Source organism: Glutamicibacter sp. NPDC087673 (genome assembly GCF_044743255.1).
Classification (GTDB): Bacteria; Actinomycetota; Actinomycetes; order Actinomycetales; family Micrococcaceae; genus Glutamicibacter.
Map to the genome: position 1 here is coordinate 236,373 of NZ_JBIUWB010000002.1, position 24,918 is coordinate 261,290.

Below are 24,918 nucleotides of genomic sequence, written 5' to 3' on the forward strand. Positions count from 1 at the left end.
CACGCCCTGAGAGAACACTGAAGCCCGGCATGCAATGCCGGGCTTCAGCCGCATCAGGCTAATCGTGGTACGGCGTATGAATCTCAAAGGAGACAATTCGCGGGCTGCCGGATTGGACCTGCTGCGCAACGATCAGGGACCCCGGTTCCAAATAGGGATCCTGGTCCGGCAGGGCCATGGCCAGTTCGTCAGTGGAGTTCTGGGCAAGAACCTCCAACACGAAGGGCAGCACCGGGCGATGGGTGCAAATCACCTGGGAACGGTACTTGTCGAAGAGTTTTTGCACGGCCTTGCGTGCCCGCTCCGGATTGCGTGTCGCCGCATGTTCGGTCAGGGCTTTAATGCTCTTGAGCTTCAAGGCGTGCAAGGCGGCATAGGGAGTGATCGTCTGGACGCACCGCATCCACGGGGAAGAGGCCACGTGCATCGGCTTCCATGCTTCGAGCATCCGGGAAACTGCCTGCGCCTGGCGTCGCCCCGTCGCCGCCAGCGGGCGGTCTCCTTCGGCACGAGTCCAGTTGCCACGAGGCTTGGCCTTGGCATGGCGGACAATGAGCACCGGGTGCGTATCGAGCACGCCGGCTTCATAGGCCAGGACCAGATCGGACAGCGGCTGGTTGTCCGTGGCAATGGACAGCATTTTGGCAGCCTTCTTGGGACTGGTCCAAAGAGCCTCGTCGCATTCCGCGCCATCAGGCTCAATTACCGTCTGCGCATCGGTCTTGGCTGCCCAATAGTAGACAACCTTGGTTTTCTGGCCCACGGAGTAGGCGGTGGCTGAAAGCGGGATGCCCAAGGTGATGCGCAACCCGATTTCCTCGCGGACCTCGCGCAGCGCACACTCGGCGATGGATTCACCCTGATCCAGTTTGCCCTTGGGCCAGGACCAGTCATCGTACTTTGGGCGGTGGATCAGGAGAACTTGGAGTTTGCCGTCCTTCACGCGCCAGGGGATTGCCCCGGCGGCCACGATGTCGTATTCGCCAAGGCGGATTTCCTCGGCATCTGCAGAACGGATGATGTCACGAGCCCTGGTGCGGGTATCGCGCAGCTCTGGTTCGGTCACTAGCTATTACGTCCACTGTTTCGTCGGCGGGCATGTTCTTCAACTAACCAGAATTGGACGTCCGAGAGCGCCTTGCCATCCTCGTCCTGGTAATGGCGAATCCAGTCGCCATCGGAGTTCAGGTGCCACGAAGCGGTTTTGTCGTCCATGTAGCGGGCCAGCAGGGTGATCATGCGATCAATGTCCTCCTGGTTGCGCAGCGAGACCAGGGCTTCCACGCGACGATCCAGGTTGCGGTGCATCATGTCGGCGGAGCCGATGTACACCAGTGGATCTCCGCCGTTTTCAAACATGAACACGCGGCTGTGCTCAAGGAACCGGCCCAAGATGGAACGTACTTCGATGTTCTCGCTCAGTCCCGGCACTCCCGGGCGCAGGGCACAGATGCCGCGAACGATGACTTCCACCTTGACCCTTGCCTGGCTGGCCCGGTACAGCGCATCGATGATGGCTTCATCCACGATGGAATTGACCTTGATGACGACCTTTGCCGGCTTGCCGGCCGCGGCGTTGACTATCTCCTTCTCGATATGCGCCAGCAAGCCGGTGCGTACCGAGCGCGGAGCAACCAGCAGGCGGTTGTAGGTCGAGCGCGGGGCGTAGCCCGAAAGCTGGTTGAACAGCTTGGAGATATCCTCGCCAACTTCGTCGTCGCAGGTGAGCAGGCCGAAGTCTTCGTAATACCGCGCGGTGCGCGGGTGGTAGTTGCCGGTGCCGATGTGGCAATAGCGGCGCAGCTTGTCGCCTTCGCGGCGAACCACCAAGGAGAGCTTGGAGTGGGTTTTCAGGCCCACGATGCCGTAGACCACGTGCACGCCCGCCTGTTCCAGCTTGCGCGCCCAAGAGATGTTGGCCTGCTCGTCGAAGCGGGCCTTGATTTCTACCAGGGCCAGAACCTGCTTGCCAGCTTCGGCCGCATCAATCAGCGCATCGACGATGGGCGAGTCGCCGCTGGTGCGGTACAGGGTCTGCTTGATGGCCATGACCTTCGGATCAGCTGCGGCCTGTTCCAGGAAGGCCTGCACGCTGGTGGAGAAGGAATCATAGGGATGGTGAAGCAGGATGTCGCGGCGCCGAACGGCCGCGAACACATTGGCGGCTTTGGCAGTTTCTGACTCGTTCAGGTAGTTCGAGGTATGGCCAACATGCTTGGTGTAGTGAAGCTCTGAACGGTCCAGCGACGCGATAACGCCCAAACCGCGCAGGTCCAATGGGGTGGGAAGCTTGAAAACCTCGTCCTCTTCAACACCGAGCTCGCGGGTGAGCAGCTCCATGATTTCAGGGTTGATGTCATTGGCGACTTCCAGGCGAACGGGAGGACCGAAGCGGCGGCGCAGCAATTCCTTCTCCAGCGCCTGCAGCAGGTTCTCTGCATCGTCCTCTTCAACTTCCAGGTCCTCGTTGCGGGTGACACGGAAGAAGTGGTGCTCGACGATTTCCATCCCCGGGAACAACAGCTCCAAGTGCACCGCAATAAGTGCTTCGAGCGGGATGAACCGGGCCGTACGCAACGAAGAGTGCGCCGCGCGGGTGCCGTCGATGCTGATCAGGCGGGCGATGGTGTCTGGCACCTTCAAGCGGGCAAATAGTTCCTTGCCGGTCAGCGGGTTGCGGACCACCACAGCCAGATTCAGCGACAGCCCGGAGATGTACGGGAATGGGTGAGCAGGGTCAACCGCCAGCGGAGTGAGTACCGGGAATACCTGGGAAACGAACCACTTGGAAAGCAGGTCACGCTCGGATGCCGAGAGGTCTTCCCAGGTGGTGATGCGGATACCCTGCTCGGCCAAATCGGGGTATACCGAGTCGGCGAAGACTTTGGCATGGCGGGTCTGCAGCGCGTGGGCCGAGGATAGCAGCAACTCCAACTGGTCTACCGGGTTCATTCCGTTAGCCGCCGGCACCGCCAGTCCAGCGTGGATGCGGCGCTTCAGCCCGGCAACGCGAACCATGAAGAACTCATCAAGGTTCGAGGCGAAGATGGACAGGAAGTTCACCCGTTCAAGCAAGGGCAGATCGGTGTCTTCGGCCAGCTCCAGAACGCGGGCGTTGAAATGCAGCCAGCTGAGCTCACGGTCAAGGAAACGCTCATTTTTGAATCCGCCATCAGGATGCAGATCCGGTAGCGAATCTGCTGGCTCTATACGATCTTCATTGACCTTCGAGGAAGGAACATCACGTAGTTGAGTACCAGTTTCCTTGGGGTAGCTATTCATCGGCTGAACTCACTTCTTTCCTGCAAGTGGACGCTAAAGACACCGCTGGCGGCAGTCGCGATAAATCAGGGACTGCCGGTACCCCTAGTCTATCTTCTGCGGACCGTACATAATGTCCGCATCCCAAAGTGTGAAGCCCAGCGAGCGGTAGAGCTTAACTGCAGCTTCATTATCGGCATCCACGTACAAGATCACCGCATCGACGCCCAGTTCCAGCAGGTAGTTGATGCCGGTGGTGGTCAAGGACCGGCCCAGGCCTAGTCCTTGCGCTTCGGGAACGACGCCGACAACGTAAACCTCGCCGGTGGGGCGGACCGCGTCTGCGGTAGCAGGATGGATTTTGGTCCAGTGGTAGGCGAGCAGATTCTCCTCCGCGTCAAAGGCCAAGAAGAAGCCGGATGGGTCGAACCAGTCCTCGGACATGCGCGCTTCGAGGTCATTGAGGGTCAGCGAACCTTGCTCGGGATGATGCACGAAGGACTTGGCGTTAGCTTCCAGCCATTGCGGCTCGTCCTCGCCAACACGGAAGGTGCGGACCGTAATCCGGCGATCAATCGCAGGCTCTTCAAGGTAATCGGTGCCTTCGCGGCGCATCCGGAACAGCTCGCGTACGCGGTCCAGGCCCACACCTGCGGCCAGCTTCTTGGCTGCATCGTGGTCGCCGTGCGCCCACGCCTGGATCTTCGAGAGATCCAGTAGCTCACCGAGCTTGCCCAGCAGGGCCCGGCCAATGCCAGCGCGGCGATGCTCGGGGTGGACTACCAGTTCCAGGACCCAAGGCTGATCCGGGGATTCCCGAACCGCGATGGCAACGCCGGCCAACGTCGACTCCGCGCCTTCGCCGGCTTCAGCCAGCAGGGCAAGCAGATTCTGGCTAGGCTCATCGGCTGCCAATGCCACCAGGGTCTGGTCGCTCAACGGCGGGTTGCCATCGGCTTTCTGCGCATCGAGGGCTAGCTGGCGCACGTCGGATAGCGCCCGTTCATCAAGCTCACCGGGGACGTGCTGGATGGAAACAGTGTTCTGTGGCAGTTCGCTCATGCATTTCACGATAGTCGTAAAATGTGCGAAGTGGGTAGGAGTTATCTGAAAGTTATGATTCGGTGTGGAAGCGGTAGCCGACGTTGCGCACCGTTCCGATGAGCTGTTCATGATCGGTGCCGAGTTTCGCGCGCAAACGTCGCACATGCACGTCTACGGTACGGGTGCCTCCGTAGTAGTCGTATCCCCACACTTCATGCAGCAGCTGTTCGCGGGTGAAGACTCGGCCGGGGAACTGTGCCAGGTACTTGAGCAGTTCGAACTCTTTGTATGTCAGGTCCAGCATGCGGTTATCGATACGGGCGGTGTAGCTCAACTCATCGATGCGCAGGCCCGAAGTGCTTTCAGCGGCCACCGGTGCGGGGGCGGGAACCGTGGCTCCGGAGAGCATCAGGCGGATGCGTGCATCAAGCTCGGCAGGGATGGCGGAAGGCAACAGGAAATCAGTCGCAAACCAATCCGAGTTCAAAATGCCCAGTGCGCCTTCGCTGACAACCAGCAGCAAGGGCAGATTCAAATTGGCGTGCAATAACTGCGCCAGGGAGCGCGCCGGAATGAGATCTGTACGGGCATCGAGGATGACCGCGTCGCACTCAGGGATTTGGCTCAGCGACTCCGTTGTTGCAGGGAAGAAAGAAATCTCGTGCAATAACAGTTCGAGTGCCGGAAGAACTTCAGCGGCATTTTCGGCATGATTACTTAATAGCAGTAGGTGAGCCAATCGGTCTTCCTCCTGCCAGATAGTTGCGAAAAAATCACTTTTACGTGTCACAGTATAAGGAATGAATCAGTTGAAGCACGCATGTGAACACGCAAGTGCGGACACATTACCGTCAGGAATCAGAATTTGAGAATCAAGGTTTTATTCAGTGGACTCGTTGCAGCGGCACTGCTTGTCGTTGTTGCAAGTCTGGATTCAATGAGCTGGCTGATGGGTGTGCTCACCGCGGTCTTGCAGCTGATTTTCGCCTATACCTGGCCACGAATGGTCCGCTCTGATGCGCCATGGCCGATCACCATCATCTTGGCGTTGTGCTCTTTGGCGGCTACGGCTTCGACCATGTTCATGCCAGGCGGGTCGGTGATGTCACATAGTGTCGAAGCAATCGCCGTTGGCGTGCTTCTGGTATTTATCAGCCAGGTATTGCGCGGGGCAGAAGCCGAAGGGCGGCTGGCCGGTGTGGTTTCTGGCGTGACCGGCATAGTCCTGGGCGTGCTGGGTTCCGCCTGGGCCGCTAGTGCTTATGTGCCCTACGGCTTTGGGCTGGCCGTCACAACCGTGGTCGCTCTGCTTGGGGCTGGTGCGGTTGCCGTTACCCGCCTGCCAAACCGGATGACCATGATTCTGGCGCCTGTGGTCGCTGCCGCATTGGGCGCGGCCTCCAGCGCGCTGCCAATCGATATGCTCTGGTACCAAGGGGCGACCCTGGGACTGCTGACCGGCTTGCTGGTGGGTTCATTACGGGCATTGGCCTTGGTCAGCCGCAGCGTACGAAACATGAGTGGAATCCTTGGCCTTGCCTGCGCCATCTTGCTGATGAGCGGTGCGGTCAGCTGGTACGCGATGGAAGTGCTGGCTTTCATTTAGCGGTGAGCGGTTCAAATATGATGCTAGCTGCGTCACGCGTGTCGAAGTTCTCCTGCCTCCCGCGCTAAGATGAAGCCATGAATGAAAATTACCTTGCAATCGAAATTTTCTTCCAGGCACTTGTAGTGATCGCCGGTCTCGGAATGGCTGGGTTCGCAGGCTTGGTAGTGAAGCGCCTCTTCCAGGGCCAGAAGTAGAAACAGCGCACACAACAACGTGTGCGCTGTTTTCATTTCATCACTAACTGACTTAGGAGCGAGTAGTCCATGGCTTTTGACCTACCTACGGACCTCACCCCGGAACTTGTACCTTTCGCATGGCTCATCGGCACCTGGGAAGGTGCTGGCCGTCTTGGCGAAGGCGAAGCCGAGGACGAGTTTTTCTGGCAGCAAGTCACCTTCCGTGACGTTGGCGGGCCGTACCTTGAATACCGCAGTGAAGCCTGGCTGACCGAAGCCGATGGCACGAAGCTGCGGATCCTAGCCGTTGAAACCGGCTTCTGGTCCTTGGACCGTGAACAGCAGGAAGCCGATGCCGGTCCTGGCATGGAACCCGGTGACATCTTCCCGGTACTGCGTTCGGCCGACGATGTGCAGAAGCTGCATACCGAAGACGGCTTCAAGATCCAGGCGCAAATTGTCCGACCAGACGGCATCTCAGAGCTGTATTACGGCCTGATTAATGGACCACGCATTCAGCTGGCCACCGAGAGCTTGCTGCGCAGCAAGAACGCCCAAGCTTACGCGTCCTCAACCCGGATCTACGGTCTGGTCAATGGCGAGCTGTTCTGGCGCTGGGATGTTTCCAAGGGCAATATGGATCTTCAAGCGCACGCCTCGGCGGCGCTCAAGCGTGTCACCTCGGAAGGCACGGTGCACTAATCATGGCCACTGAATACCGTTCGGTCCTGCTGGACCGTGCTGCTGCAGTGGAAGCTGGCGGCGTAGATGCCGGCGTCGCAGCCCACTACGGCGCTCCTACCCGCGAAGCTCGCAAACTCGCTGAGGGCCAGGCAATTGCCGATCTGAGCCACTTCGATGTCGTGGAGATCCGCGGCGAAGACCGCCAGAGTTGGCTCGATACGCTCAGCAGCCAGCGCATTTCCAGCCTGGAGCCAGGAGACAGCACCCAGACGCTGCTGCTTTCGGTTCAAGGACGCATTGAGCACGAAATGAAGGTGCTGGCCACCGCAGATCGCTTGCTGCTGATCGTTGAACCTGGTGCAGGAGCAGCGTTGGCGCAGTTCCTGAACTCAATGCGCTTCATGCTGCGCGTTGAGGTCAATGATCTTTCCGAGAGCTACGGCGTATTGGCGGCTACCCGCAAGATTGGCACTGCCGGGAGCCTGGTCTGGGAGAACCCATGGCCCGGAATCACCGACGGTGGTTGGGCCTATTCCCGTGAGGATCACCCGGGCAAGGAACGTCCGTGGTTCTTGCATATCGTGGAGTTGGAGCAGCTTGCCGTCGCAGTAGCTGACGAAGAGCTGTCAGGCATGATGGCTGTCGAGGCCTTGCGTATCGCCGCGTGGGAGCCGCGCTTCGGTGCCGAGATAGACGACAAGACCATTCCCCACGAGTTGGATTGGCTGCGTACCGCGGTGCACATGGACAAGGGCTGCTATAAAGGCCAGGAAACAATTGCCCGGGTGCACAACATCGGCCACCCGCCTCGTCGCATGGTTTTCTTGGACCTCGACGGTTCCATGCACACGCTGCCGGCCACCGGCGCCGAAGTGAAGCTGGGGGAGCGCACGGTTGGCCGGATCACTTCCGCGACTTTGCACTATGAAGCCGGGCCAATCGCCTTGGCCGTGGTCAAGCGCAACGTTGACCCGGAAGCGGTTCTGTCCGTGGTGGACGGCGAAACGAGCTACCCGGCAACGCAGGAAGTCATTGTGGCGACCGACGCCGGCCAGGTCGCTGGGCGCTTTACCGGGTTCCTGAGAACCCCGCCGCAAGGCTAAAGGCCAAAGAGAAGGGCGTGGGTTGGAATGCTGTGAACAGCATTCCAACCCACGCCCTTGGTGTATCTCCAGGCCTAGCCGAAGAGCACGGCGGCCTCTTCGTAGCGTTCCATGGGGACACGCTTGAGGTTGTTCAGTGCGGCACGCAGCGGTACGCGCAGCACCTTGGTGCCGTGCAACGCCACCATGGTGCCCCACGCCTCGGCATGGATGGAATCCACCGCAGCCATTCCCAAACGGGTGGCCAGGACACGGTCAAAAGCGGTGGGGACGCCGCCGCGCTGAATATGTCCCAGCACGGTTGCACGCGTTTCGATGCCGGTACGTTCCTCAATGACCGGGGCGAGCATCTCCCCGATGCCGCCAAGGCGGGCGCGTCCGAAGGAATCGAGACCACGTACCGAGAACGCTTCTTCCATGCCTTCTGGCACAAAGCCTTCGGCCACAACCACCAACGGGGCGCGTCCGCGCTCATGGGCTTCGTTCACCCACTGGCAGATCTGCTCCATGGTGGTGGAAACCTCCGGGATGAGCACCGCGTGCGCACCGGATGCCATCCCCGCGTGCAGTGCAATCCAGCCTACGTGGCGGCCCATTACCTCGGCCACCATGCAGCGGTGGTGGGAATCGCCGGTGGTGCGCAGGCGGTCAATGGCTTCGACCGCAATCTGGTTAGCGGTATCGAAACCGAAGGTGTAATCCGTGGCGTCCAAGTCATTATCGATGGTCTTGGGAACGCCAACGATAGGAAGGCCGGCTTCGCATAGGCGCTGGGCGCCAGCTAAGGTGCCTTCCCCGCCGATGGCAATCAGCGCATCGATGCTATTGGATTTGAGAACCTTGGAAATGTTCTCCGCGCCACCAAGTTCCCCTTCAAACGCATTGGTGCGTGAGGTGCCCAAAATGGTGCCGCCTTGCTTGGCGATGCCACGCACAGCGGTTCGCGGAAGGTCGAAGAAGTCGCCTTCCTTGACGCCGCGCCAGCCGTCGCGGAAACCGACGAATTCGTCGTCGTAGCTTTTGATGCCATTCAGTACCGCACCGCGGATGACGGCGTTCAGACCGGGGCAGTCGCCGCCTGAGGTCATGATTCCAATGCGCATTGGCCCTCGCTTAGTAATGGGAAAGCCTTGTGCGACAGCTGGAGCGTGCAGGCCCCGTGATAACGCTGTAACAGCAAAGAGTTCCATTCGGATTTCAGTCAATATCCGCGCGCCATTGAGCATCTACTCTGCGTGCCATTGTACGTGCTTAAAGCCACTAGGGCGAGTCTCATGTCACGGAAGTGCACGAGCCTCGCCCTAGCCGGATAGCGATGCCAAGCATCGTTCCCGAGCAGGCCAGCCGGGAACGGTATTTAGAATTTGCGAAGCCAGTTCTGCAAGATGATGGTGTTGTCCTGGGCTGGGATCAGGATCCACGCCAGGATATATGCGGCAACACCCATTACCGGAAGCAAGAACGAAAGCAGTAGGGCGATACGCACCAAGGTGACATCCCACCCGAACTTGTCGGCGATGCCCCCGGCGACGCCACCGGCCAATCGGCCTGGCCCGCGACGAAGCGGCATGGAACGAAGCGAGTTGAAGAATGCGTCCATCAGAGAACTCCTAATTGTTGGAAAAGCTTGGAGGCTTAGAGATTGGGGTCGGTGGGAACCGGTGGTTCGGCTTCGGATTTGCGGGCCTTGCCGGCCGATGCCAATCCGGAGAAGATCATGGCTACGCCGGCCAAGGCGACGATAGCGATGAAGAACAGCGGCATGTCAAAGCTCCACTGCAAGACCAGACGGCTGAGCGATGCCAGGGCGACAACGATCAGAATCAGGCCGAAGATCAAGGTTCCGGTAGGGAATTTCCTAGCGGGAGTAGAAGAAGTATTCATGGGGCTCAGTCCTTAGAAATCCGTGTTGCTGGGGTTCAGGATGCTGGGATCATCCACGGTCGTGGAGAACGAGGAAAAAACTCCGTCTACTTCAATGGTCAGCATTGGTGCATTTCCCGGCAAGGACCGCCGGTCCTGCGGCAGTTCCATATCCATTCCGGAAAGGAATGCGCCGTCGGTCTCGATCTTCACCGGAACATTCTCCGGCAGCAGCAGATCCATTCTGGAGAAGACCGAATCGATCTCCACCGTGGTGGGTTTGGTCATACTGCCCAGATGGGTCAGGTCAACCGTTGAGCTGCTGAAAACAGCGCTGTATTGGCTGTCGCTGCCGGTAGCCGATCGAACGAACCCGCGGGCAGATTCCTCGAAAGACGTAGCAGAGAAGATCACCGTCAGGACCAGCAATGGAATGGCCAAACCCAACAGGCCTCCACTGGTTCGCCCGGAGAGGGCCGCTAGGACAATGGTGATGCCAACAAGCAACAGGCCGCAAGCCAAGGCCACGGTCCAGCCCGAACCAGGCAAGGCCACGATATCCAGGTAGTCGGCCAGCATGACCACGGCGACCACCAGCACGGTAACGCCGAAGACGGTGGTGCCAAGCCAACCCGGAATCGGGCGGCTGATCGGCTTGCGATTCGCCTTGGCACTGTAGGCCTTCGTGTATGCGGGATCCGGCGAATAGCTATTTTCGTACTGGCCCGCTGGGCCAGAATCACCTGAATTCATGGGGTGCTCCTTCATCGGCGCATCCGGGTAGTTCGTCCCGAACCCGCTAGCTACGCTCGCATTGAAACTCTGGGTGCCGCCCTCACGCCAAGGATGCTCCAACGCAGTGCTCTTCTCGGCAGCCCTTGGCGAGGCAGCAGAGCTGTCACCGGTCGCTGCCGGATTGCGGGCTTGGTCCGGACGCGCAAACCGGGTGTTCTTCCTGCTGAAGATAATGAATGCGATAGCCGCAACAATAGCCAGGGGCCACAGGACCGGTGCCAGCGAATCCAAGAACCAGGGAGCAGGGAAGATGCCCAGCGCAAAGATGATCACCGCGCCAGTCATGCCGCTGGTCCAGTTCCGGTTCACGGCACTTTCCAGATGCATTTTGCCTCCCGCATCAGGAAGCAACGCCCAAGCCAGTCCATAGAGCACCATGCCCAAGCCGCCTAGGACACCGAGCACCACGAAGATGCCGCGGATCAGCACTACATCGACCTTGAAATAATCGGCGACACCAGTTGCAACGCCACCGAGCCACTGCGAGTCCTGGCGAGTGATCGGTGATTTGCGCAGCTGGTCGTAAAAGCCGCGACGACGTTGAGAGCCTTCGTTGTTCATAGTCCAATGTTCTCGTGTGGCAGGGGTCCCGCGCTATGAGGGGATACCCTGAACTTCCCCTAGGGGTGCCCCTAGATCCGGTGATCAACCGGGAAGAAACGACAAGAACGTGCTTGACTTAGAACTATGGAAAGTCCTGAACGGCGTTTGATGGTGCGCAGCGAGAACCGGCTAATCGCCGGCGTCTGCGGCGGCCTCGCGGAGCACTTGGGCATCCCGCTGGGGTACGTGCGTATTGGGTTCCTGGGATTGTCCGCACTGGGCGGCATCGGCATTCTGCTCTACGCGTGGCTTTGGGTATTCGTCCCGAGCGCCGAAGAGGCGCACGCTGACGAGCTTCGCTCCTGGGGCACCAGATCACGCAGCCTTGCTGAAGAAATGAACCGGGTGCAGCAAGGCATCTTCCGTCCACGCGAAGGTTGGGAAAGGAACTCCACCTGGCGTGACACGCTGATCGGTGCGGGCCTGCTGGCGCTCGCCGTCCTGGCTTATGGACAGTGGACCGGCTGGAATATCCGCTGGGATCTGATCTGGCCTACCTTGGGCGTGATTGCCGGTATTGTGCTGGCTTGGATCCAGTTCGATGAAGGTATCACCGAGCACAAGAAGCGCCCGTCATTGCCTTTCTTGCTGCGCCTGGCTTTTGGCCTGGTCCTGGTCATCGGCGGTCTGCTGGCCCTGCTGGGCAATACTGTCGGAGCCGCAGACCTGCTCGGCGGTTTGTGGGCGGCCTTGGCGATCATTGTCGGCGCAGTCGTGGTGTTGCTTCCCTGGGGCACTCGGCTTTGGCGCGATTTCATCGCTGAACGGAGCTCGCGCCAGGCGGCGGCCCAACGTGCAGAGTTCGCGGCCCACCTGCACGACTCGGTCTTGCAGACCTTGGCAGTGATTCAAAAACGCAGTGAAGACCCAGCGGCGGTGAGAACCTTGGCACGCGTCCAAGAGCGTGAACTGCGCCAATGGCTGTACGGCAACCATGACCTTGATGATGAAGATGTAATCGTTGAGATCCAGCACGAGGCAAGCCACATCGAACAGCTGCTACTGCGTGATGTAGAAGTCATATCCGTAGGCAATGCTCAGGGCTTTGCCGGGCAGCAGGCACTGGTGGCCGCTAGCCGCGAGGCGATGATGAACGCAGCGAAGCATGCCGAGGGCAAGATTTCGGTATTCATCGAATGCTCGGCCGAACAAGTAGAAGTGTATGTGCGTGACCGCGGCACCGGTTTTGAAGTAGATGGAATACCGGCGGACCGGCACGGCGTCAGGGAATCAATCATTGGCCGCATGCAACGCGCAGGCGGCATGGCGCATATCCGGAGCGGTGAATCCGGAACCGAGGTGCAGCTGAGCATGCCACTGAACATGGAGGAAGAATAGAAACATGAACGCTGAGAACTACCGTGTAGTGCTGGTGGATGACCACGCCATCTTCCGTTCCGGTTTACGTGCCGATTTGGCCCAGGACATCCAGATTGTCGGGGAAGCTGGCACCGTGGAAGGAGCCATCGAGGTGATCACCGAACAGCAACCGGATGTGGTGCTCCTGGATGTGCACCTGCCCGGTGGCCGCGGCGGGGGCGGGGCCGAAGTGCTCAAGGGGTGCACCGGGCTGCTGGGATCCACGCGTTTCCTGGCATTGAGCGTTTCCGACGCAGCACAGGACGTAGTGACGGTCATCCGTTCCGGTGCTCGCGGGTATGTCACCAAGAGCATTTCCGGGGCCGAAATTTCCGATGCAGTACGTCGCGTGGCCGGGGGAGATGCCGTGTTCTCGCCACGCTTGGCCGGGTTCGTCCTGGACGCCTTTGGCAGCAGCGGTTCGGTGGCAGAAATCGATGAGGAGCTGGATTTGCTCTCTGACCGCGAATTGCAAGTCATGCGTTTGATTGCCCGGGGATATAGCTATAAGGAAGTAGCCAAGGAACTGTTCATCTCGGTAAAGACCGTGGAATCGCATGTGTCCAATGTGTTGCGCAAGCTCCAGCTATCCAACCGCCACGAACTTACCCGTTGGGCTGTGGACCGCAAGATCCTCTAAACGGCACTGCGGCAAAAGCACAGAAGCTGGGCAGTCCATCATGGACTGCCCGGCTTCTTTGGCGGCGCGGTTTTTCTACTTGGCTTCGCCCAGCAGCTTGGCCATCCGTGCGACGCCTTCTTCGAGGTCAGCATCACCCAGTGCATATGACATGCGGATATAGCCGGAAGGGCCGAATGCTTCACCTGGAACGACGGCAACTTCTGCCTGTTCCAGGATGAAAGCAGCAAGTTCTGCACTGGTGTTGTTCACAACGCCGCGGATTTCGCGACCCAGCAGGCCTCGAACATCCGAATACGCGTAGAACGCGCCTTCCGGAGTAGGGCAGTGCAGGCCGTCAATCGCGTTCAGTGATTCGACGATGGCCAAGCGGCGACGGTTGAAGGCAACCTTCATGCCGTTCACGGCATCCAGCGGCCCGGCAACAGCAGCCAGGGCGGCTCGCTGCGATACGTTGGAAACGTTCGAGGTGGCGTGGGACTGCAGGTTGGTGGCGGCCTTGATGACATCCAGCGGACCTGCCATCCAACCCACGCGCCAGCCGGTCATTGCGTAGGTCTTTGCCACGCCGTTGAGGATGACAACTCGGTCTTCGAGCTCTGGGACCAAGGTCGCGATGGAGCTGAAAGTTGCATCGCCGTAGGTCAAGTGCTCGTAGATCTCATCGGTAACAACCCACAGCCCCTTGGAAGCAGCCCACTGGCCGATCTCGCGGACCTGCTCCGGGGTGTATACGGCACCGGTGGGGTTCGAAGGAGAAACGAACAGCAGCACCTTGGTGCGTTCGGTCAGTACGGATTCGAGCTGTTCGACGGTAACCTTGTAGCCCTGCTCCGGGCCGGCAAAGACCGATACGGCCTTGCCTCCGGCGAGCTGGATGGCTTCGGGATAGGTGGTCCAGTACGGAGCCGGAACGATGACCTCGTCACCTGGATCAAGCAGGGTTGCGAAGGTGTTGTACACCGCCTGCTTGCCGCCATTGGTGACCAGAACCTGATTGGCCTTGAGCTCGTAGCCCGAATCGCGCATGGTTTTGGCGGCGATTGCTTCGCGCAGCTCGGGAAGGCCGGCTGCAGGGGAGTAGCGGTGGTTCTTTGGATCCTGGGCCGCCTTGACTGCTGCTTCGACAATGTAGCCAGGGGTTGGGAAGTCGGGTTCACCGGCACCGAAACCGATTACTGGTCGACCTGCTGCTTTAAGAGCCTTCGCCTTGGCATCTACTGCGAGAGTCGCGGATTCGGAAATTGCGCCGATGCGGCGAGAAATGCGAGACATTGGGGATTCGTCCTGAAGTCTATGGGGACAGCTGTTACACCTCAGTTTAGTTCGCAACCTTGCACTTCAGCATCACAATTTTGAAAATGACACAATAAGGTGCGCAACGGGGCGCGGGAATGCGTTCTGCGCCACACCGGAGGTTGTCAGTTCGACATTTCCGATTTCGTTGCGTAAAGTTATTTCTCGTTGCCGAGACATCGCAACGGACGAAGCTGAATGTTTTATCCGCTAAGATGTTCTAGGTGGGAGCGGTAAAAAGCTCCGAAGGGTAGTGGCGCAATTGGTAGCGCAGCGGTCTCCAAAACCGCAGGTTGCAGGTTCGAGTCCTGTCTGCCCTGCGCAATAGCGATTTATCGCTTAGCGAATTATCTCATCACGGTGTGTTGCAGTCGAATAGACTATGGCACACCGTGATTGTTTCAACTGGCCAAATTTTTGAAACGAGGAAGAACATGACCGAATCTGCTCTCAGCTCCGGTAAGGGTGGACAGAAGTTGGGTTTCTTTGCCCGGATCTTCTTGTTTTTCCGCCAGGTAATCGCAGAACTTAAGAAGGTCGTCACCCCGACCCGCAGTGAACTAGTGAATTATTTCCTGGTTGTTGTCGGTTTCGTGGTCGTGGTGATGCTGATCGTGACGGCCCTGGACTTCGTCTTTGGGCAGGGTTCGATCCTCCTGTTCACCAACAAGGTCGAACAGTAATTTTGTTGCCTCGGAGGTATGATTACCCCGAGGCAATTTAGTGTCATTCAGTCAAAGAAAGCAGGAGCTGCAGTGTCCGACAAGGAACTCGAACCGCAGATTAATGACGAGGTCGAAAACGAGTTCGTTGAAGCCGCCGGCGATCAGGTTGAGCCAGCTGTAGAAGCTGACGTCGACCCAACCGAAGCACCAGCACAGGACGCTGAAGACGCTCAGGTAATCGAAGGCGCAGCTGAAGAAGCTGAAGGCGAAGACAACGAAGCTGAAGAAGCCGAGGGCGAAGACAACGTAGCCAAGCTCAAGGAAGAATTCCGCGCTAAGCTCCGTCGTCTTCCAGGTGACTGGTTTGTCATTCACACCTACGCTGGTTACGAAAACCGCGTGAAGGTCAATCTTGAGACCCGTATCCAGACCCAGGACATGGATGAGTTCATCTTCGATATCCAGGTTCCAATGGAAGAGGTCGTCGAGGTCAAGAACACTCAGCGCAAGATCGTTCGCCGCGTGCGCATCCCGGGCTATGTCCTGGTCCGCATGGAGCTGACTGACGCGTCGTGGGGTGTTGTTCGACACACTCCAGGTGTCACTGGATTCGTTGGCAACGCCCACGATCCAAACCCACTGAGCCTTGACGAAGTGTTCTCCATGCTTGAGCACACCATCGTTGATCCAGTAGAGCAGCCATCGGCGTCCAAGCCAGGCCGTGCTCCAATTACTGAGGTCACCGTTGACTTCGAAGTCGGCGAATCGGTTATCGTCAATGACGGACCGTTCGAAACGATGCCCGCAACTATCTCGGAGATCAAGCTGGATGCCGCACAGCTGGTCGTACTGGTTTCGATCTTCGAACGTGAAACCCCAGTGACCCTGAACTTCAACCAGGTCACCAAGATCCAGTAGTATTAAGTCTTCGTGCCCCGCATCGGTCGCTTATCGATGCGAGGGTACGCTTGGCTGTCGCGCCACGATAGCCAGATCCCCGTGCCACGCTCCTGTGCCACGGGAAACGCAAGAGTAAGAAGGACCCGACATGGCCCCAAAGAAAAAGGTCACCGGACTCATCAAGCTGCAGATCCAGGCAGGTGCTGCTAACCCAGCTCCTCCAATCGGTCCAGCCCTTGGTCAGCACGGCGTCAACATCATGGAATTCTGCAAGGCTTACAACGCAGCGACCGAGTCGCAGCGCGGTAACGTTGTTCCAGTTGAGATCACCGTATACGAAGACCGTTCGTTCACTTTCATCACCAAGACTCCTCCTGCAGCTGAGCTGATCAAGAAGGCAGCTGGCATTGCAAAGGGTTCGGGTGTTCCGCACACCGACAAGGTTGCTAACCTGACCCAGGCTCAGGTTGAGGAAATCGCCACCACCAAGATGGCTGACCTGAACGCAAATGACCTGGCTGCTGCAGCCAAGATCATCGCCGGCACCGCCCGCTCCATGGGCGTGACCGTAGAAGGCTAATCCCGCCTTCCGCTGTTCACACGCTGGATAGCACTCAAGAATTCAATCTAAGGCGAAACGGTCATCCGATCGATTCGCCCGTGGCAGGACCCCGCGCGGTCCATATGACCACGACTGCATAAGGAGAAAACGCAGATGGCAAAGCGCAGCAAAGCATACGTAGCCGCCGCGGCTAAGATCGATGCCGACAACAACGTCTACGCTCCAGCCGAGGCAATTGCCCTGGCTAAGGAGACCGCAGGCGATAAGACCAACTCGACCGTTGAGGTTGCTTTCCGCCTGGGTGTTGACCCACGTAAGGCTGACCAGATGGTTCGCGGTACCGTAAACCTTCCACACGGCACCGGCAAGACCGCCCGCGTGGTTGTTTTCGCTAACGGTGACAAGGCAGAAGCAGCTCGCGAAGCTGGCGCCGACTTCGTTGGCTCGGACGACCTGATCGAAAAGATCCAGGGCGGCTGGACCGACTTCGACGCAGCAGTTGCAACCCCTGACCTGATGGGCAAGGTTGGCCGCTTGGGTAAGGTACTGGGTCCTCGTAACCTGATGCCAAACCCTAAGACCGGCACCGTGACCATGGATGTGGCCAAGGCTGTAACCGACATCAAGGGCGGCAAGATCGACTTCCGCGTCGACAAGCACTCGAACCTGCACTTCATCATTGGCAAGGTTTCGTTCGACGCAAAGCAGCTGACCGAGAACTACGCAGCAGCTCTGGAAGAGGTTATGCGCCTGAAGCCTTCGGCTTCGAAGGGTCGCTACATCTCGAAGGCAACCATCGCTACCACCTTCGGTCCAGGTATTCCTGTTGACGCGAACGTAACCCGCGTTGAGGCCTAAGTCTAGTAGCTAACTAGCTTGAGGGAGCATGCCGATAATCGGCATGCTCCCTTCCTTTTTAAGCGAGGAATCTGCGCGATGGCCACGGCTGCTGGAAAGCGTATTCATGTTTCGTACCAGCCTGTAGCCGATGATAAGCTTTGACTACCGAGTATCTCGGTCATCCGCGTATGGATCCCCCAAGGCCCTACGCGGATGAGATACGAAAGTTTCCCCAAAACTTTTGTATCGGCGGGACTTACTACTAGCGTTCCCCAAGCGTTGGTAAATGAGTCCCGCCATTCTAATTTAATTCCCCTAGTGACCAGGATCATGAGATTGGCTCCGGCTTCGATTTGCTGTGGGCTGGAGTGCTCCTATAAACTAGAAATACCGAAGACCGTCGGTCGAGCATTTGGTTTCCAACTGCTCCTAAAGATCCGCAAGGATGACCAACGCAGGTTACATAGATTTTTTGACTTTGAATAAGTTGAAACGCCCTGTGCTCCTGCGCGGGGCTATTTTTATGGCCTCGCCGGTTTTGAAACGGTACCGAACAAATCCCCGGAAGGAGTGTTATGGCAACCCCAAGCAAGACTGCAGCGATTGAAGAAATTACCGCGGAATTCAATGATTCGTCGGCGGCTGTCTTGACCGAATACCGTGGGCTTACCGTTGCACAGCTCAAGGATCTGCGCCGCTCGCTTGGTCAGGAGACCAAGTACGCAGTCGTAAAGAACACCTTGACCGCAATCGCAGCGAAGAATGCTGGCATCGATGCTTTCGATGAACAGCTTTCTGGTCCAACCGCAATCGCCTTCATTAAGGGCGATGCAGTTGCTGCCGCTAAGAGCCTCACGGAATTCGCCAAGACTAACGAAAAGCTGGTCATCAAGACCGGTTGGTTCGAAGGTAAGGCACTGGACCAGAGCGGCATCGCTGCTTTGGCTGCGCTGGAATCCCGCGAAACTCAGCTCGCCCGCGTTGCAGCAGTGCTGCTGGCTCCAGCTTCCGCTGCTGCCCGCGCTGTCGAAGCTCTGCGTGCAAAGCTCGACGAGAACGGTGGCGAAGCTGCCGAGGAAGCTCCGGCAGAAGCCTAAGCTTTCGAGTTCTCTCGCAACGTAAACCCAAATTCATCGGCTCTCAAGGCCAAAAACCGAAAGGACGCCCACCATGGCGAAGCTCAGCAACGAAGAGCTGCTTTCCGCATTCAAGGAAATGACCATCATCGAACTGTCCGAGTTCGTTAAGGAATTCGAAGAGACCTTCGACGTAACCGCTGCTGCTGTTGCAGTTGCTGGTCCAGCTGCAGGCGGCGAAGCTGCTGCTGAAGAGCAGACCGAATTCGACGTAGTCCTCGAGTCGGCCGGCGACAAGAAGATCGCAGTTATCAAGGAAGTTCGCGCACTGACTTCCCTGGGCCTGAAGGAAGCTAAGGAGCTCGTTGACGCTGCTCCAAAGGCTCTGCTTGAGGGTGTTGCAAAGGACGCTGCCGAGAAGGCTAAGGAAGCTCTGGAAGCTGCCGGCGCTACCGTCACCGTTAAGTAAGTACAGCGGTCACTCGCAACTTATTGCCAAAGGTCCACAGACGAAAGTCTATGGGCCTTTGGTCGTTAAGCTGGGAAGTCCATAGCAATTATTTTATAACGTTTCTATTAACAGCGTTTATTCAAGTTCATTGTTTACAGTGAAAATGTGTCAAAAACCGTAGCTACCCAGAACCAGAAACCAGCACCGCGGCTAGGGCTCCTAGACGCATTGAGGATTACAGCTGCGCTAATTGTCGTCCTGTACCACTACACCGCATGGGGACATGATCACTGGGGGAGGCAGGCCGCAGAGTTCTGGCCAGTACTCTCCGAATTCACCCGTTACGGACAGCTGGGTGTACAGCTATTCTTCCTCATCTCGGGCTTCGTTATCCTGATGTCCCTCCAGGGAAAGAACGTCATTGGTTTCATCGGCTCGCGTGTGGGCCGCCTCTACCCGGCCTACTGGCTCGCGGTACTCGCAGCAACAGTACTCTCGCTTGGGATCTGGCCTTCCGGCAACGAGGGACGCTCGGCCAGTGATATTCTGCCCAACCTGAGCATGATGCAGGCTGGATTCGGCGTCACCGATATGGACGGTGTCTATTGGACACTTTGGGTCGAGTTGCGTTTCTACGTGTTGCTCGCAGTGCTCTTGTCCATGGGCTTCGTGAAGAACAAGCACATCCTCTTGCTCTCTGCCATTTGGCCCGCTCTGGGCCTGTATCTGCATTTCACAAGCTTGGACAAGCTGCAGGAATGGATTGCCGGGCAGTATGCGGCCCTGTTCGCAGCCGGCATGGTGCTCTTCTTGATCTATCAAAGCGGCCACAGCATTCTGCGGTGGTCCATGGTCGCAGGCAATACTGCCATCGCCGCATTTTTCACCGGCATCAAGGGGCGCAGTGACGCGGACTTGCTCTCCGGGATGGATATCCCGGCCTGGCATTTCCAGCTGCTGACCGTCCTGTGCGTAGTTCTGCTGGCGGTGTGCACCCTGACTCCGCTCAAGAACGTCCAGGGCAAATGGCTGGCTGTGGCCGGTTCATTGACTTACCCGCTGTACCTGGTGCACCAGTTGTGGGGTTGGTGGCTAATCAACCAGCTGCACGGTTTCGTGAACAAGTACGTGCTGCTGGCCGGTTTGCTGGTGCTGATGCTAGGAATTGCCTACCTGGTGGCACGCTTCGTCGAGCAGCCGCTGGGTCTGCCGCTGCGCAACGCGACGATCAAGGGATTGACCAAGTCGCAGGCCTGGGCCAAGAAGGCCTTGGCTAAGCCAGGGCTGGTTATTCCGGAGTCGAAATATCAGCAATCGTGGCATCAAATCCGCTAACCAAATCCTTGGCGCGAACCAGCAGTCCATGGGCTCGGTCCCCGCTGCCCAGTCCTATCTGTTCCGATACGGGCTCTTCGAAGACGCTGGCATCGATGTAGACAGGCAGTACTGTGTGCGAGCCAAAAGGCGTAATGGTTCCGCTCTCGTAGTGCGTGACATCCCAAGCGATATCTGAAGATGGCAGGGAGAGCTTATTGACGCCCATGATTCCGCGCAGCTTCGCCCAGTCAAGTTTCCGCCCGCCGGGGATCAGCGCGAAGACGAAGGTGCCGTCTGTGCGTTTGATAACCAGCGTCTTGAGCAAGGCCGAGGCCGAGATTCCCAAGGCGTCCGCAGCCTCTTCCAGCGAGCGGACCTTGTCGCGCGGCACAATCTCGATTGGGATGTTCCGGCGCGAGGCGTCCAGGGTAACTCGGGTCAGTGCTTCATCTGACTGCAGCTTATTCACTTCGTCTCCTAACCGTGGATGTTTGCTCGATCATAGCTAGTGGCGAAAGAAGAAGCCACCGGACACACGAGGTCGCAAAGGCTTATATCTGCTGGGGGAGCGTGTAGCTTCAAGCCTCCCGGATACCCGGAAAAAAATCTCCAAGAACGTTCGCCATGCGGCTGAAGCGGAGAAAAATTGGGGTTTCTGATGCCTGCTGAGGAGAATGTGACAGAAAGCATAACGTTGCCTGATGCCCGGAATCCGGAGACTGCGTTCAGCGGGCCAAGACCTTTGGCAATTCGCAAGAATCCGCGAAAACAAGGGTATCAGTTGGGAAAATGCATGCACTTTTCGGTGCGCGGTACGACCGGGTTGCGCGCTGGCGCGGTGCTTGGAAACCTGAGTGGCAGCCCGCGCGAAAGTGGGGGCGAAAACTATAGCACGAATTTCTGCACCGAGTATCGACAACCGGATTTTCCTCCGGTAGAGTAGAAATTTGCGCCTTGCTGTTTGCGCGCGCGGCCTTCATATAGCGGTGGGTTCGTGCGGACGAAAAAAGAGGAACTGTCCTATGGCAGGAACCTTAGCACGGTAAGCGTTCGGAAACCTGACGGTCTTTGGAAGGATCCATCTTGGTCGCCTCGAGCAACCCTAACAACCAAACCGCTAGTTCGGCTCGCGATGCTGCATACGCTGGCCGACTTTCTTTTGCAAAGATTCACGAACCCCTTGAAGTGCCTAACCTGCTGGCATTGCAGACCGAGAGCTTTGACCGCCTCGTCGGCAACCAGAACTGGGTAGAGCGCCTGGCCAAGGCAGAAGCCGCTGGTGACTTCAGCGTGCCCAACACCTCGGGCCTGGCAGAAATCTTCGAGGAAATCTCCCCAATCGAGGACTTCCAGGACACCATGTCCTTGAGCTTCTCGGATCCGGAGTTCGCTGATCCTAAGTACTCGATCGCAGAGTGCAAGGACCGCGACGCCACCTACGCGGCACCGCTGTATGTCAAGGCCGAATTCATGAACAATGAAACCGGCGAAATCAAGCAGCAGACCGTGTTCATGGGCGATTTCCCGCTGATGAGCGAAAAGGGCACCTTCATCATCAACGGCACCGAGCGTGTCGTTGTGTCCCAGCTGGTTCGCTCCCCAGGTGCGTACTTCGAGTCCACGCCGGACAAGACCAGTGACAAGACGATCTTCTCGGCACGTATCATCCCATCGCGTGGTGCATGGTTCGAGCTGGAAATCGACAAGCGCGACCAGATCGGCGTACGCCTTGATCGCAAGCGCAAGCAGTCGGTCACCGTCTTGCTCAAGGCCCTTGGCTGGAGCGAAGAGCAGATCCTGTCCGAGTTCGGCCAGTACGATTCGATGCGCGCAACCTTGGAAAAGGACAGCATCAAGGATCAGAACGAAGCCTTGCTGGACATCTACCGCAAGCTGCGTCCAGGCGAGCCTCCTACGGTTGAGGCCGCCCAGGCACTGCTGAAGAACATGTACTTCGAGCCTAAGCGCTACGACCTGGCAAAGGTTGGCCGCTACAAGATCAACCGCAAGCTGGGCGTGGAGACTCCTGTCAACGCCGAGAACGCTTCGGTGCTCTCGCTGGACGACCTGGTAGCGATGATCCGCTACCTCGTTGCGCTGCACGCAGGCGAGAAGACTGTTCAGGGCACCCGCAAGGGCGAGATCGTTGACGTTCCTGTCAACGTCGACGACATCGACCACTTCGGCAACCGCCGCATCCGCGCCGTGGGCGAACTGATCGAGAACCAGGTCCGCACCGGCCTGTCCCGCATGGAGCGTGTTGTGCGCGAGCGCATGACCACCCAGGACGTCGAGGCGATCACCCCGCAGACCCTGATCAACATCCGCCCTGTTGTGGCTGCCATCAAGGAGTTCTTCGGAACCTCGCAGCTTTCGCAGTTCATGGACCAGAACAACCCGCTGGCCGGCCTGACCCACAAGCGCCGCTTGTCGGCTCTGGGCCCGGGCGGCCTGTCCCGTGACCGCGCAGGCATGGAAGTACGAGACGTCCACCCGTCCCACTACGGACGCATGTGCCCAATTGAAACCCCGGAAGGCCCGAACATCGGCCTGATCGGTTCGTTGGCTACCTACGGACGCATCAACTCCTTCGGCTTCATCGAAACCCCGTACCGCCGCGTCGCCAATGGCGTCGTGTCCAACGAGGTCGACTACCTGACCGCCGATGACGAGCTGCAGCACTACATCGCACAGGCCAACGCGCCTCTGGATGAGAACGGCCGCTTCGTTGAAGAGACCGTTCTGGTTCGCGAAAAGGGCGGTGGCGGGGAGCCTGTCATCGTCGATTCCGCTGAAGTGACCTTCATGGACGTTTCGCCGCGCCAGATGGTTTCGGTGGCAACCGCGCTGATTCCATTCCTCGAGCACGACGATGCCAACCGCGCACTGATGGGCGCCAACATGCAGCGCCAGGCTGTGCCGCTGCTGAAGTCCGAGCGTCCGCTGGTGGGTACCGGCATGGAGAAGTTCGCCGCGGTTGACGCCGGCGACTCCGTTGTCGCCGCCAAGCCAGGCGTGGTCACCGAGGTATCCGCTGACCTGGTTGTCGTCATGAACGATGACGGCACCGAGTCGATGTACCCGATCATGAAGTTCGCCCGCTCGAACCAGGGCAACGCCTACAACCAGCGCGTTCGCGTGTCCGAAGGCGACCGCCTGGAATACCAGTCGATCATCGCTGACGGTCCTTCGACCGACTCCGGCGAGCTCTCGCTGGGCAAGAACCTGCTCGTGGCATTCATGTCCTGGGAAGGCTACAACTACGAGGATGCGATCATCCTCTCCCAGCGCATGATCTTCGACGACGTACTCACCTCGATTCACATCGAAGAGCACGAAGTCGATGCCCGCGACACCAAGCTCGGTGCCGAGGAAATCACCCGCGACATCCCGAATGTCTCGGAAGACATCCTCTCCCAGCTCGATGACCGCGGCATCGTCTACATCGGTGCCGAGGTCGAGGCCGGCGACGTGCTGGTAGGCCGTGTCACCCCTAAGGGCGAGACCGAACTGACCCCGGAAGAGCGCCTGCTGCGTGCCATCTTCGGTGAGAAGTCGCGCGAAGTGCGCGACACCTCGCTGAAGGTTCCGCACGGCGAGTCCGGCACCGTCATTGGTGTTCGCATCTTCGACCGCGACAACGACGATGACCTTTCCCCTGGTGTCAACCAGCTGGTCCGCGTCTACGTTGCCCAGAAGCGCAAGATCTCGATCGGCGACAAGCTCGCAGGTCGCCACGGTAACAAGGGTGTCATCTCGCGCATCATGCCGCTGGAAGACATGCCATTCCTGGAAGACGGCACCCCGCTGGATGTCATCCTGAACCCGCTAGGTGTGCCAGGTCGTATGAACGTCGGCCAGGTTATGGAAATCCACCTGGGTTGGGCTGCCAAGCAGGGCTGGAAGATCGAAGGCGAGCCTGAATGGGTCCGCGATCTGCCGAACCTGCCACGCGAGTCCGGTTCCACCACCGTGGCAACCCCGGTCTTCGATGGCGCTTCCGAAGAGGAAATCCGCGGCATCCTGGATTCGACCAGCAAGACCCGTGACGGTGTGCGCCTGATTGGCAACTCCGGCAAGGCGAAGCTGTTCGACGGCCGCTCCGGCGACCCGCTGCCGGATCCGGTTTCCGTGGGCTACATGTACATCTTGAAGCTCCACCACCTGGTGGACGACAAGATCCACGCCCGTTCCACCGGTCCATACTCCATGATCACCCAGCAGCCACTGGGCGGTAAGGCCCAGTTCGGTGGCCAGCGCTTCGGCGAGATGGAAGTTTGGGCACTGGAAGCATACGGTGCCGCTTACACACTGCAGGAAATCCTGACCATCAAGTCGGATGATATCCACGGCCGCGTGAAGGTCTACGAAGCTATCGTCAAGGGCGAGAACGTTCCAGAGCCTGGCGTTCCAGAATCGTTCAAGGTGCTCATCAAGGAAATGCAGTCGCTGTGCTTGAACGTCGAGGTACTCGGTACCGACGGCAACACTATCGAAATGCGTGAGTCGGACGAGGAATCGTTCCGCGCCGCTGAAGAGCTGGGCATCGACCTTTCACGGTCGGAGCCGAACTCCGTAGAGGAAGTGTAATCTGGCGCCCTGCCTGCAGGACCTGCAGGCAGCGGCGGCAAATTCCCACCCTCATTCGTATCGACTTCAGACACCACAGAAGAG

23 protein-coding genes and 1 tRNA gene are annotated in these 24,918 nt (G+C 58.5%); 14 read left to right on the forward strand and 10 right to left on the reverse strand.

The window, feature by feature from the left end:
* Positions 1 to 58 precede the first annotated feature (58 nt).
* The 4 genes from ACIOTL_RS05450 to ACIOTL_RS05465 all read right to left on the reverse strand — a co-directional run bounded on the left by ACIOTL_RS05450 (position 59) and on the right by ACIOTL_RS05465 (position 5,044).
* Positions 59 to 1,066 (reverse strand): NUDIX hydrolase, encoded by a 1,008-nt coding sequence (locus ACIOTL_RS05450; RefSeq protein WP_105656879.1) that lies wholly within the window; start codon positions 1,064 to 1,066, stop codon positions 59 to 61.
* Entirely contained in the window at positions 1,066 to 3,282 is a 2,217-nt protein-coding gene (locus ACIOTL_RS05455; protein ID WP_105656878.1) for an RNA degradosome polyphosphate kinase, read from the reverse strand. Before ACIOTL_RS05455 ends, ACIOTL_RS05450 begins: the two co-directional genes overlap by 1 nt.
* An 84-nt stretch (positions 3,283 to 3,366) precedes the next feature.
* Positions 3,367 to 4,323 (reverse strand): mycothiol synthase, encoded by a 957-nt coding sequence (gene mshD, locus ACIOTL_RS05460; RefSeq protein WP_133833613.1) that lies wholly within the window; start codon positions 4,321 to 4,323, stop codon positions 3,367 to 3,369.
* A 52-nt stretch (positions 4,324 to 4,375) separates the two neighbouring features.
* Positions 4,376 to 5,044 carry a response regulator transcription factor gene (locus ACIOTL_RS05465; protein WP_105656876.1) on the reverse strand — a complete coding sequence of 223 codons (669 nt, stop codon included), beginning with the start codon at positions 5,042 to 5,044 and terminating at the stop codon, positions 4,376 to 4,378.
* A gap of 198 nt (positions 5,045 to 5,242) precedes the next feature.
* Between ACIOTL_RS05465 and ACIOTL_RS05470 the strand changes: the two genes are divergently transcribed.
* The 3 genes from ACIOTL_RS05470 (at position 5,243) to ACIOTL_RS05480 (ending at position 7,877) form a co-directional block, all read left to right on the forward strand.
* Positions 5,243 to 5,911: a hypothetical protein gene (locus ACIOTL_RS05470; protein ID WP_105661542.1), complete on the forward strand. Its 669-nt coding sequence runs from the start codon at positions 5,243 to 5,245 to the stop codon at positions 5,909 to 5,911.
* Between the two features lie 266 nt (positions 5,912 to 6,177).
* Positions 6,178 to 6,792 (forward strand): FABP family protein, encoded by a 615-nt coding sequence (locus tag ACIOTL_RS05475; protein ID WP_133833614.1) that lies wholly within the window; start codon positions 6,178 to 6,180, stop codon positions 6,790 to 6,792.
* 2 nt (positions 6,793 to 6,794) lie between these two features.
* Positions 6,795 to 7,877, forward strand: a complete 1,083-nt coding sequence (locus ACIOTL_RS05480; RefSeq protein WP_400342043.1) for a YgfZ/GcvT domain-containing protein — start codon at positions 6,795 to 6,797, stop codon at positions 7,875 to 7,877.
* Positions 7,878 to 7,951: 74 nt separating this feature from the next.
* Here ACIOTL_RS05480 and ACIOTL_RS05485 read toward each other — a convergent pair whose 3' ends face one another.
* The 4 genes from ACIOTL_RS05485 to ACIOTL_RS05500 all read right to left on the reverse strand — a co-directional run bounded on the left by ACIOTL_RS05485 (position 7,952) and on the right by ACIOTL_RS05500 (position 11,096).
* The gene (locus ACIOTL_RS05485; protein ID WP_105656872.1) at positions 7,952 to 8,980 is read right to left on the reverse strand and encodes a 6-phosphofructokinase; all 1,029 of its coding nucleotides are present in this window, start codon (positions 8,978 to 8,980) and stop codon (positions 7,952 to 7,954) included.
* A gap of 254 nt (positions 8,981 to 9,234) precedes the next feature.
* Positions 9,235 to 9,477, reverse strand: a complete 243-nt coding sequence (locus ACIOTL_RS05490) for a PspC domain-containing protein (RefSeq protein WP_105656871.1) — start codon at positions 9,475 to 9,477, stop codon at positions 9,235 to 9,237.
* A 35-nt stretch (positions 9,478 to 9,512) separates the two neighbouring features.
* Positions 9,513 to 9,761, reverse strand: a complete 249-nt coding sequence (locus tag ACIOTL_RS05495; RefSeq protein ID WP_400342044.1) for a hypothetical protein — start codon at positions 9,759 to 9,761, stop codon at positions 9,513 to 9,515.
* A gap of 12 nt (positions 9,762 to 9,773) precedes the next feature.
* Positions 9,774 to 11,096, reverse strand: coding sequence for a PspC domain-containing protein (locus ACIOTL_RS05500; RefSeq protein WP_400342045.1), 1,323 nt, complete (start codon positions 11,094 to 11,096; stop codon positions 9,774 to 9,776).
* Between the two features lie 126 nt (positions 11,097 to 11,222).
* Between ACIOTL_RS05500 and ACIOTL_RS05505 the strand changes: the two genes are divergently transcribed.
* Complete coding sequence (locus ACIOTL_RS05505) at positions 11,223 to 12,476, forward strand: PspC domain-containing protein (protein WP_332727209.1); 1,254 nt, start codon at positions 11,223 to 11,225, stop codon at positions 12,474 to 12,476.
* A 4-nt stretch (positions 12,477 to 12,480) separates the two neighbouring features.
* Complete coding sequence (locus ACIOTL_RS05510) at positions 12,481 to 13,137, forward strand: LuxR C-terminal-related transcriptional regulator (RefSeq protein ID WP_400342047.1); 657 nt, start codon at positions 12,481 to 12,483, stop codon at positions 13,135 to 13,137.
* 75 nt (positions 13,138 to 13,212) lie between these two features.
* Here the strand turns inward: ACIOTL_RS05510 and ACIOTL_RS05515 are convergent, their stop codons facing one another.
* The gene (locus ACIOTL_RS05515) at positions 13,213 to 14,412 is read right to left on the reverse strand and encodes a pyridoxal phosphate-dependent aminotransferase (RefSeq protein WP_400342049.1); all 1,200 of its coding nucleotides are present in this window, start codon (positions 14,410 to 14,412) and stop codon (positions 13,213 to 13,215) included.
* Between the two features lie 268 nt (positions 14,413 to 14,680).
* Between ACIOTL_RS05515 and ACIOTL_RS05520 the strand changes: the two genes are divergently transcribed.
* From ACIOTL_RS05520 to ACIOTL_RS05555, 8 genes are all read left to right on the forward strand, one after another.
* Positions 14,681 to 14,753, forward strand: a tRNA-Trp gene (locus ACIOTL_RS05520).
* A gap of 114 nt (positions 14,754 to 14,867) precedes the next feature.
* A complete protein-coding gene (secE, locus tag ACIOTL_RS05525) occupies positions 14,868 to 15,116 on the forward strand; it encodes a preprotein translocase subunit SecE (protein ID WP_038992215.1) in 249 nt (82 codons plus the stop codon).
* 72 nt (positions 15,117 to 15,188) lie between these two features.
* The gene (gene nusG, locus ACIOTL_RS05530; protein ID WP_181148851.1) at positions 15,189 to 16,016 is read left to right on the forward strand and encodes a transcription termination/antitermination protein NusG; all 828 of its coding nucleotides are present in this window, start codon (positions 15,189 to 15,191) and stop codon (positions 16,014 to 16,016) included.
* Between the two features lie 130 nt (positions 16,017 to 16,146).
* Positions 16,147 to 16,578 carry a 50S ribosomal protein L11 gene (rplK, locus tag ACIOTL_RS05535; protein ID WP_105657674.1) on the forward strand — a complete coding sequence of 144 codons (432 nt, stop codon included), beginning with the start codon at positions 16,147 to 16,149 and terminating at the stop codon, positions 16,576 to 16,578.
* 135 nt (positions 16,579 to 16,713) lie between these two features.
* Positions 16,714 to 17,418, forward strand: coding sequence for a 50S ribosomal protein L1 (gene rplA / locus ACIOTL_RS05540; protein WP_105661540.1), 705 nt, complete (start codon positions 16,714 to 16,716; stop codon positions 17,416 to 17,418).
* Between the two features lie 557 nt (positions 17,419 to 17,975).
* Positions 17,976 to 18,497: a 50S ribosomal protein L10 gene (gene rplJ / locus ACIOTL_RS05545; protein WP_105657672.1), complete on the forward strand. Its 522-nt coding sequence runs from the start codon at positions 17,976 to 17,978 to the stop codon at positions 18,495 to 18,497.
* A gap of 73 nt (positions 18,498 to 18,570) precedes the next feature.
* On the forward strand, positions 18,571 to 18,945 hold the full coding sequence (rplL, locus tag ACIOTL_RS05550) for a 50S ribosomal protein L7/L12 (protein WP_105657671.1): 375 nt from the start codon (positions 18,571 to 18,573) through the stop codon (positions 18,943 to 18,945).
* Between the two features lie 147 nt (positions 18,946 to 19,092).
* Positions 19,093 to 20,262 (forward strand): acyltransferase family protein, encoded by a 1,170-nt coding sequence (locus ACIOTL_RS05555; protein WP_400342053.1) that lies wholly within the window; start codon positions 19,093 to 19,095, stop codon positions 20,260 to 20,262.
* On the opposite strand, the gene ACIOTL_RS05560 is transcribed toward ACIOTL_RS05555, so the two are convergent.
* The gene (locus ACIOTL_RS05560) at positions 20,216 to 20,713 is read right to left on the reverse strand and encodes an aminoacyl-tRNA deacylase (RefSeq protein ID WP_400342054.1); all 498 of its coding nucleotides are present in this window, start codon (positions 20,711 to 20,713) and stop codon (positions 20,216 to 20,218) included. The two genes, ACIOTL_RS05555 and ACIOTL_RS05560, sit on opposite strands and share 47 nt — an antisense overlap.
* A gap of 614 nt (positions 20,714 to 21,327) precedes the next feature.
* On the opposite strand from ACIOTL_RS05560, the gene ACIOTL_RS05565 reads away from it, so the two are divergent.
* The gene (locus ACIOTL_RS05565) at positions 21,328 to 24,834 is read left to right on the forward strand and encodes a DNA-directed RNA polymerase subunit beta (RefSeq protein WP_105657689.1); all 3,507 of its coding nucleotides are present in this window, start codon (positions 21,328 to 21,330) and stop codon (positions 24,832 to 24,834) included.
* Positions 24,835 to 24,918: the final 84 nt, after the last annotated feature.

Excerpts from the sequence above, each read along its gene's own strand:
- ACIOTL_RS05500 (WP_400342045.1), bottom strand. The coding sequence starts at position 11,096 with ATGAACAACGAAGGCTCTCAACGTCGTCGCGGCTTTTACGACCAGCTG.
- rplL (WP_105657671.1), top strand. The coding sequence starts at position 18,571 with ATGGCGAAGCTCAGCAACGAAGAGCTGCTTTCCGCATTCAAGGAAATG.
- ACIOTL_RS05480 (WP_400342043.1), top strand. The coding sequence starts at position 6,795 with ATGGCCACTGAATACCGTTCGGTCCTGCTGGACCGTGCTGCTGCAGTG.
- ACIOTL_RS05505 (WP_332727209.1), top strand. The coding sequence starts at position 11,223 with ATGGAAAGTCCTGAACGGCGTTTGATGGTGCGCAGCGAGAACCGGCTA.
- ACIOTL_RS05510 (WP_400342047.1), top strand. The coding sequence starts at position 12,481 with ATGAACGCTGAGAACTACCGTGTAGTGCTGGTGGATGACCACGCCATC.
- ACIOTL_RS05485 (WP_105656872.1), bottom strand. The coding sequence starts at position 8,980 with ATGCGCATTGGAATCATGACCTCAGGCGGCGACTGCCCCGGTCTGAAC.
- rplJ (WP_105657672.1), top strand. The coding sequence starts at position 17,976 with ATGGCAACCCCAAGCAAGACTGCAGCGATTGAAGAAATTACCGCGGAA.
- ACIOTL_RS05470 (WP_105661542.1), top strand. The coding sequence starts at position 5,243 with ATGAGCTGGCTGATGGGTGTGCTCACCGCGGTCTTGCAGCTGATTTTC.
- mshD (WP_133833613.1), bottom strand. The coding sequence starts at position 4,323 with ATGAGCGAACTGCCACAGAACACTGTTTCCATCCAGCACGTCCCCGGT.
- ACIOTL_RS05495 (WP_400342044.1), bottom strand. The coding sequence starts at position 9,761 with ATGAATACTTCTTCTACTCCCGCTAGGAAATTCCCTACCGGAACCTTG.
- rplK (WP_105657674.1), top strand. The coding sequence starts at position 16,147 with ATGGCCCCAAAGAAAAAGGTCACCGGACTCATCAAGCTGCAGATCCAG.
- ACIOTL_RS05475 (WP_133833614.1), top strand. The coding sequence starts at position 6,178 with ATGGCTTTTGACCTACCTACGGACCTCACCCCGGAACTTGTACCTTTC.
- rplA (WP_105661540.1), top strand. The coding sequence starts at position 16,714 with ATGGCAAAGCGCAGCAAAGCATACGTAGCCGCCGCGGCTAAGATCGAT.
- ACIOTL_RS05490 (WP_105656871.1), bottom strand. The coding sequence starts at position 9,477 with ATGGACGCATTCTTCAACTCGCTTCGTTCCATGCCGCTTCGTCGCGGG.
- secE (WP_038992215.1), top strand. The coding sequence starts at position 14,868 with ATGACCGAATCTGCTCTCAGCTCCGGTAAGGGTGGACAGAAGTTGGGT.
- ACIOTL_RS05455 (WP_105656878.1), bottom strand. The coding sequence starts at position 3,282 with ATGAATAGCTACCCCAAGGAAACTGGTACTCAACTACGTGATGTTCCT.
- ACIOTL_RS05515 (WP_400342049.1), bottom strand. The coding sequence starts at position 14,412 with ATGTCTCGCATTTCTCGCCGCATCGGCGCAATTTCCGAATCCGCGACT.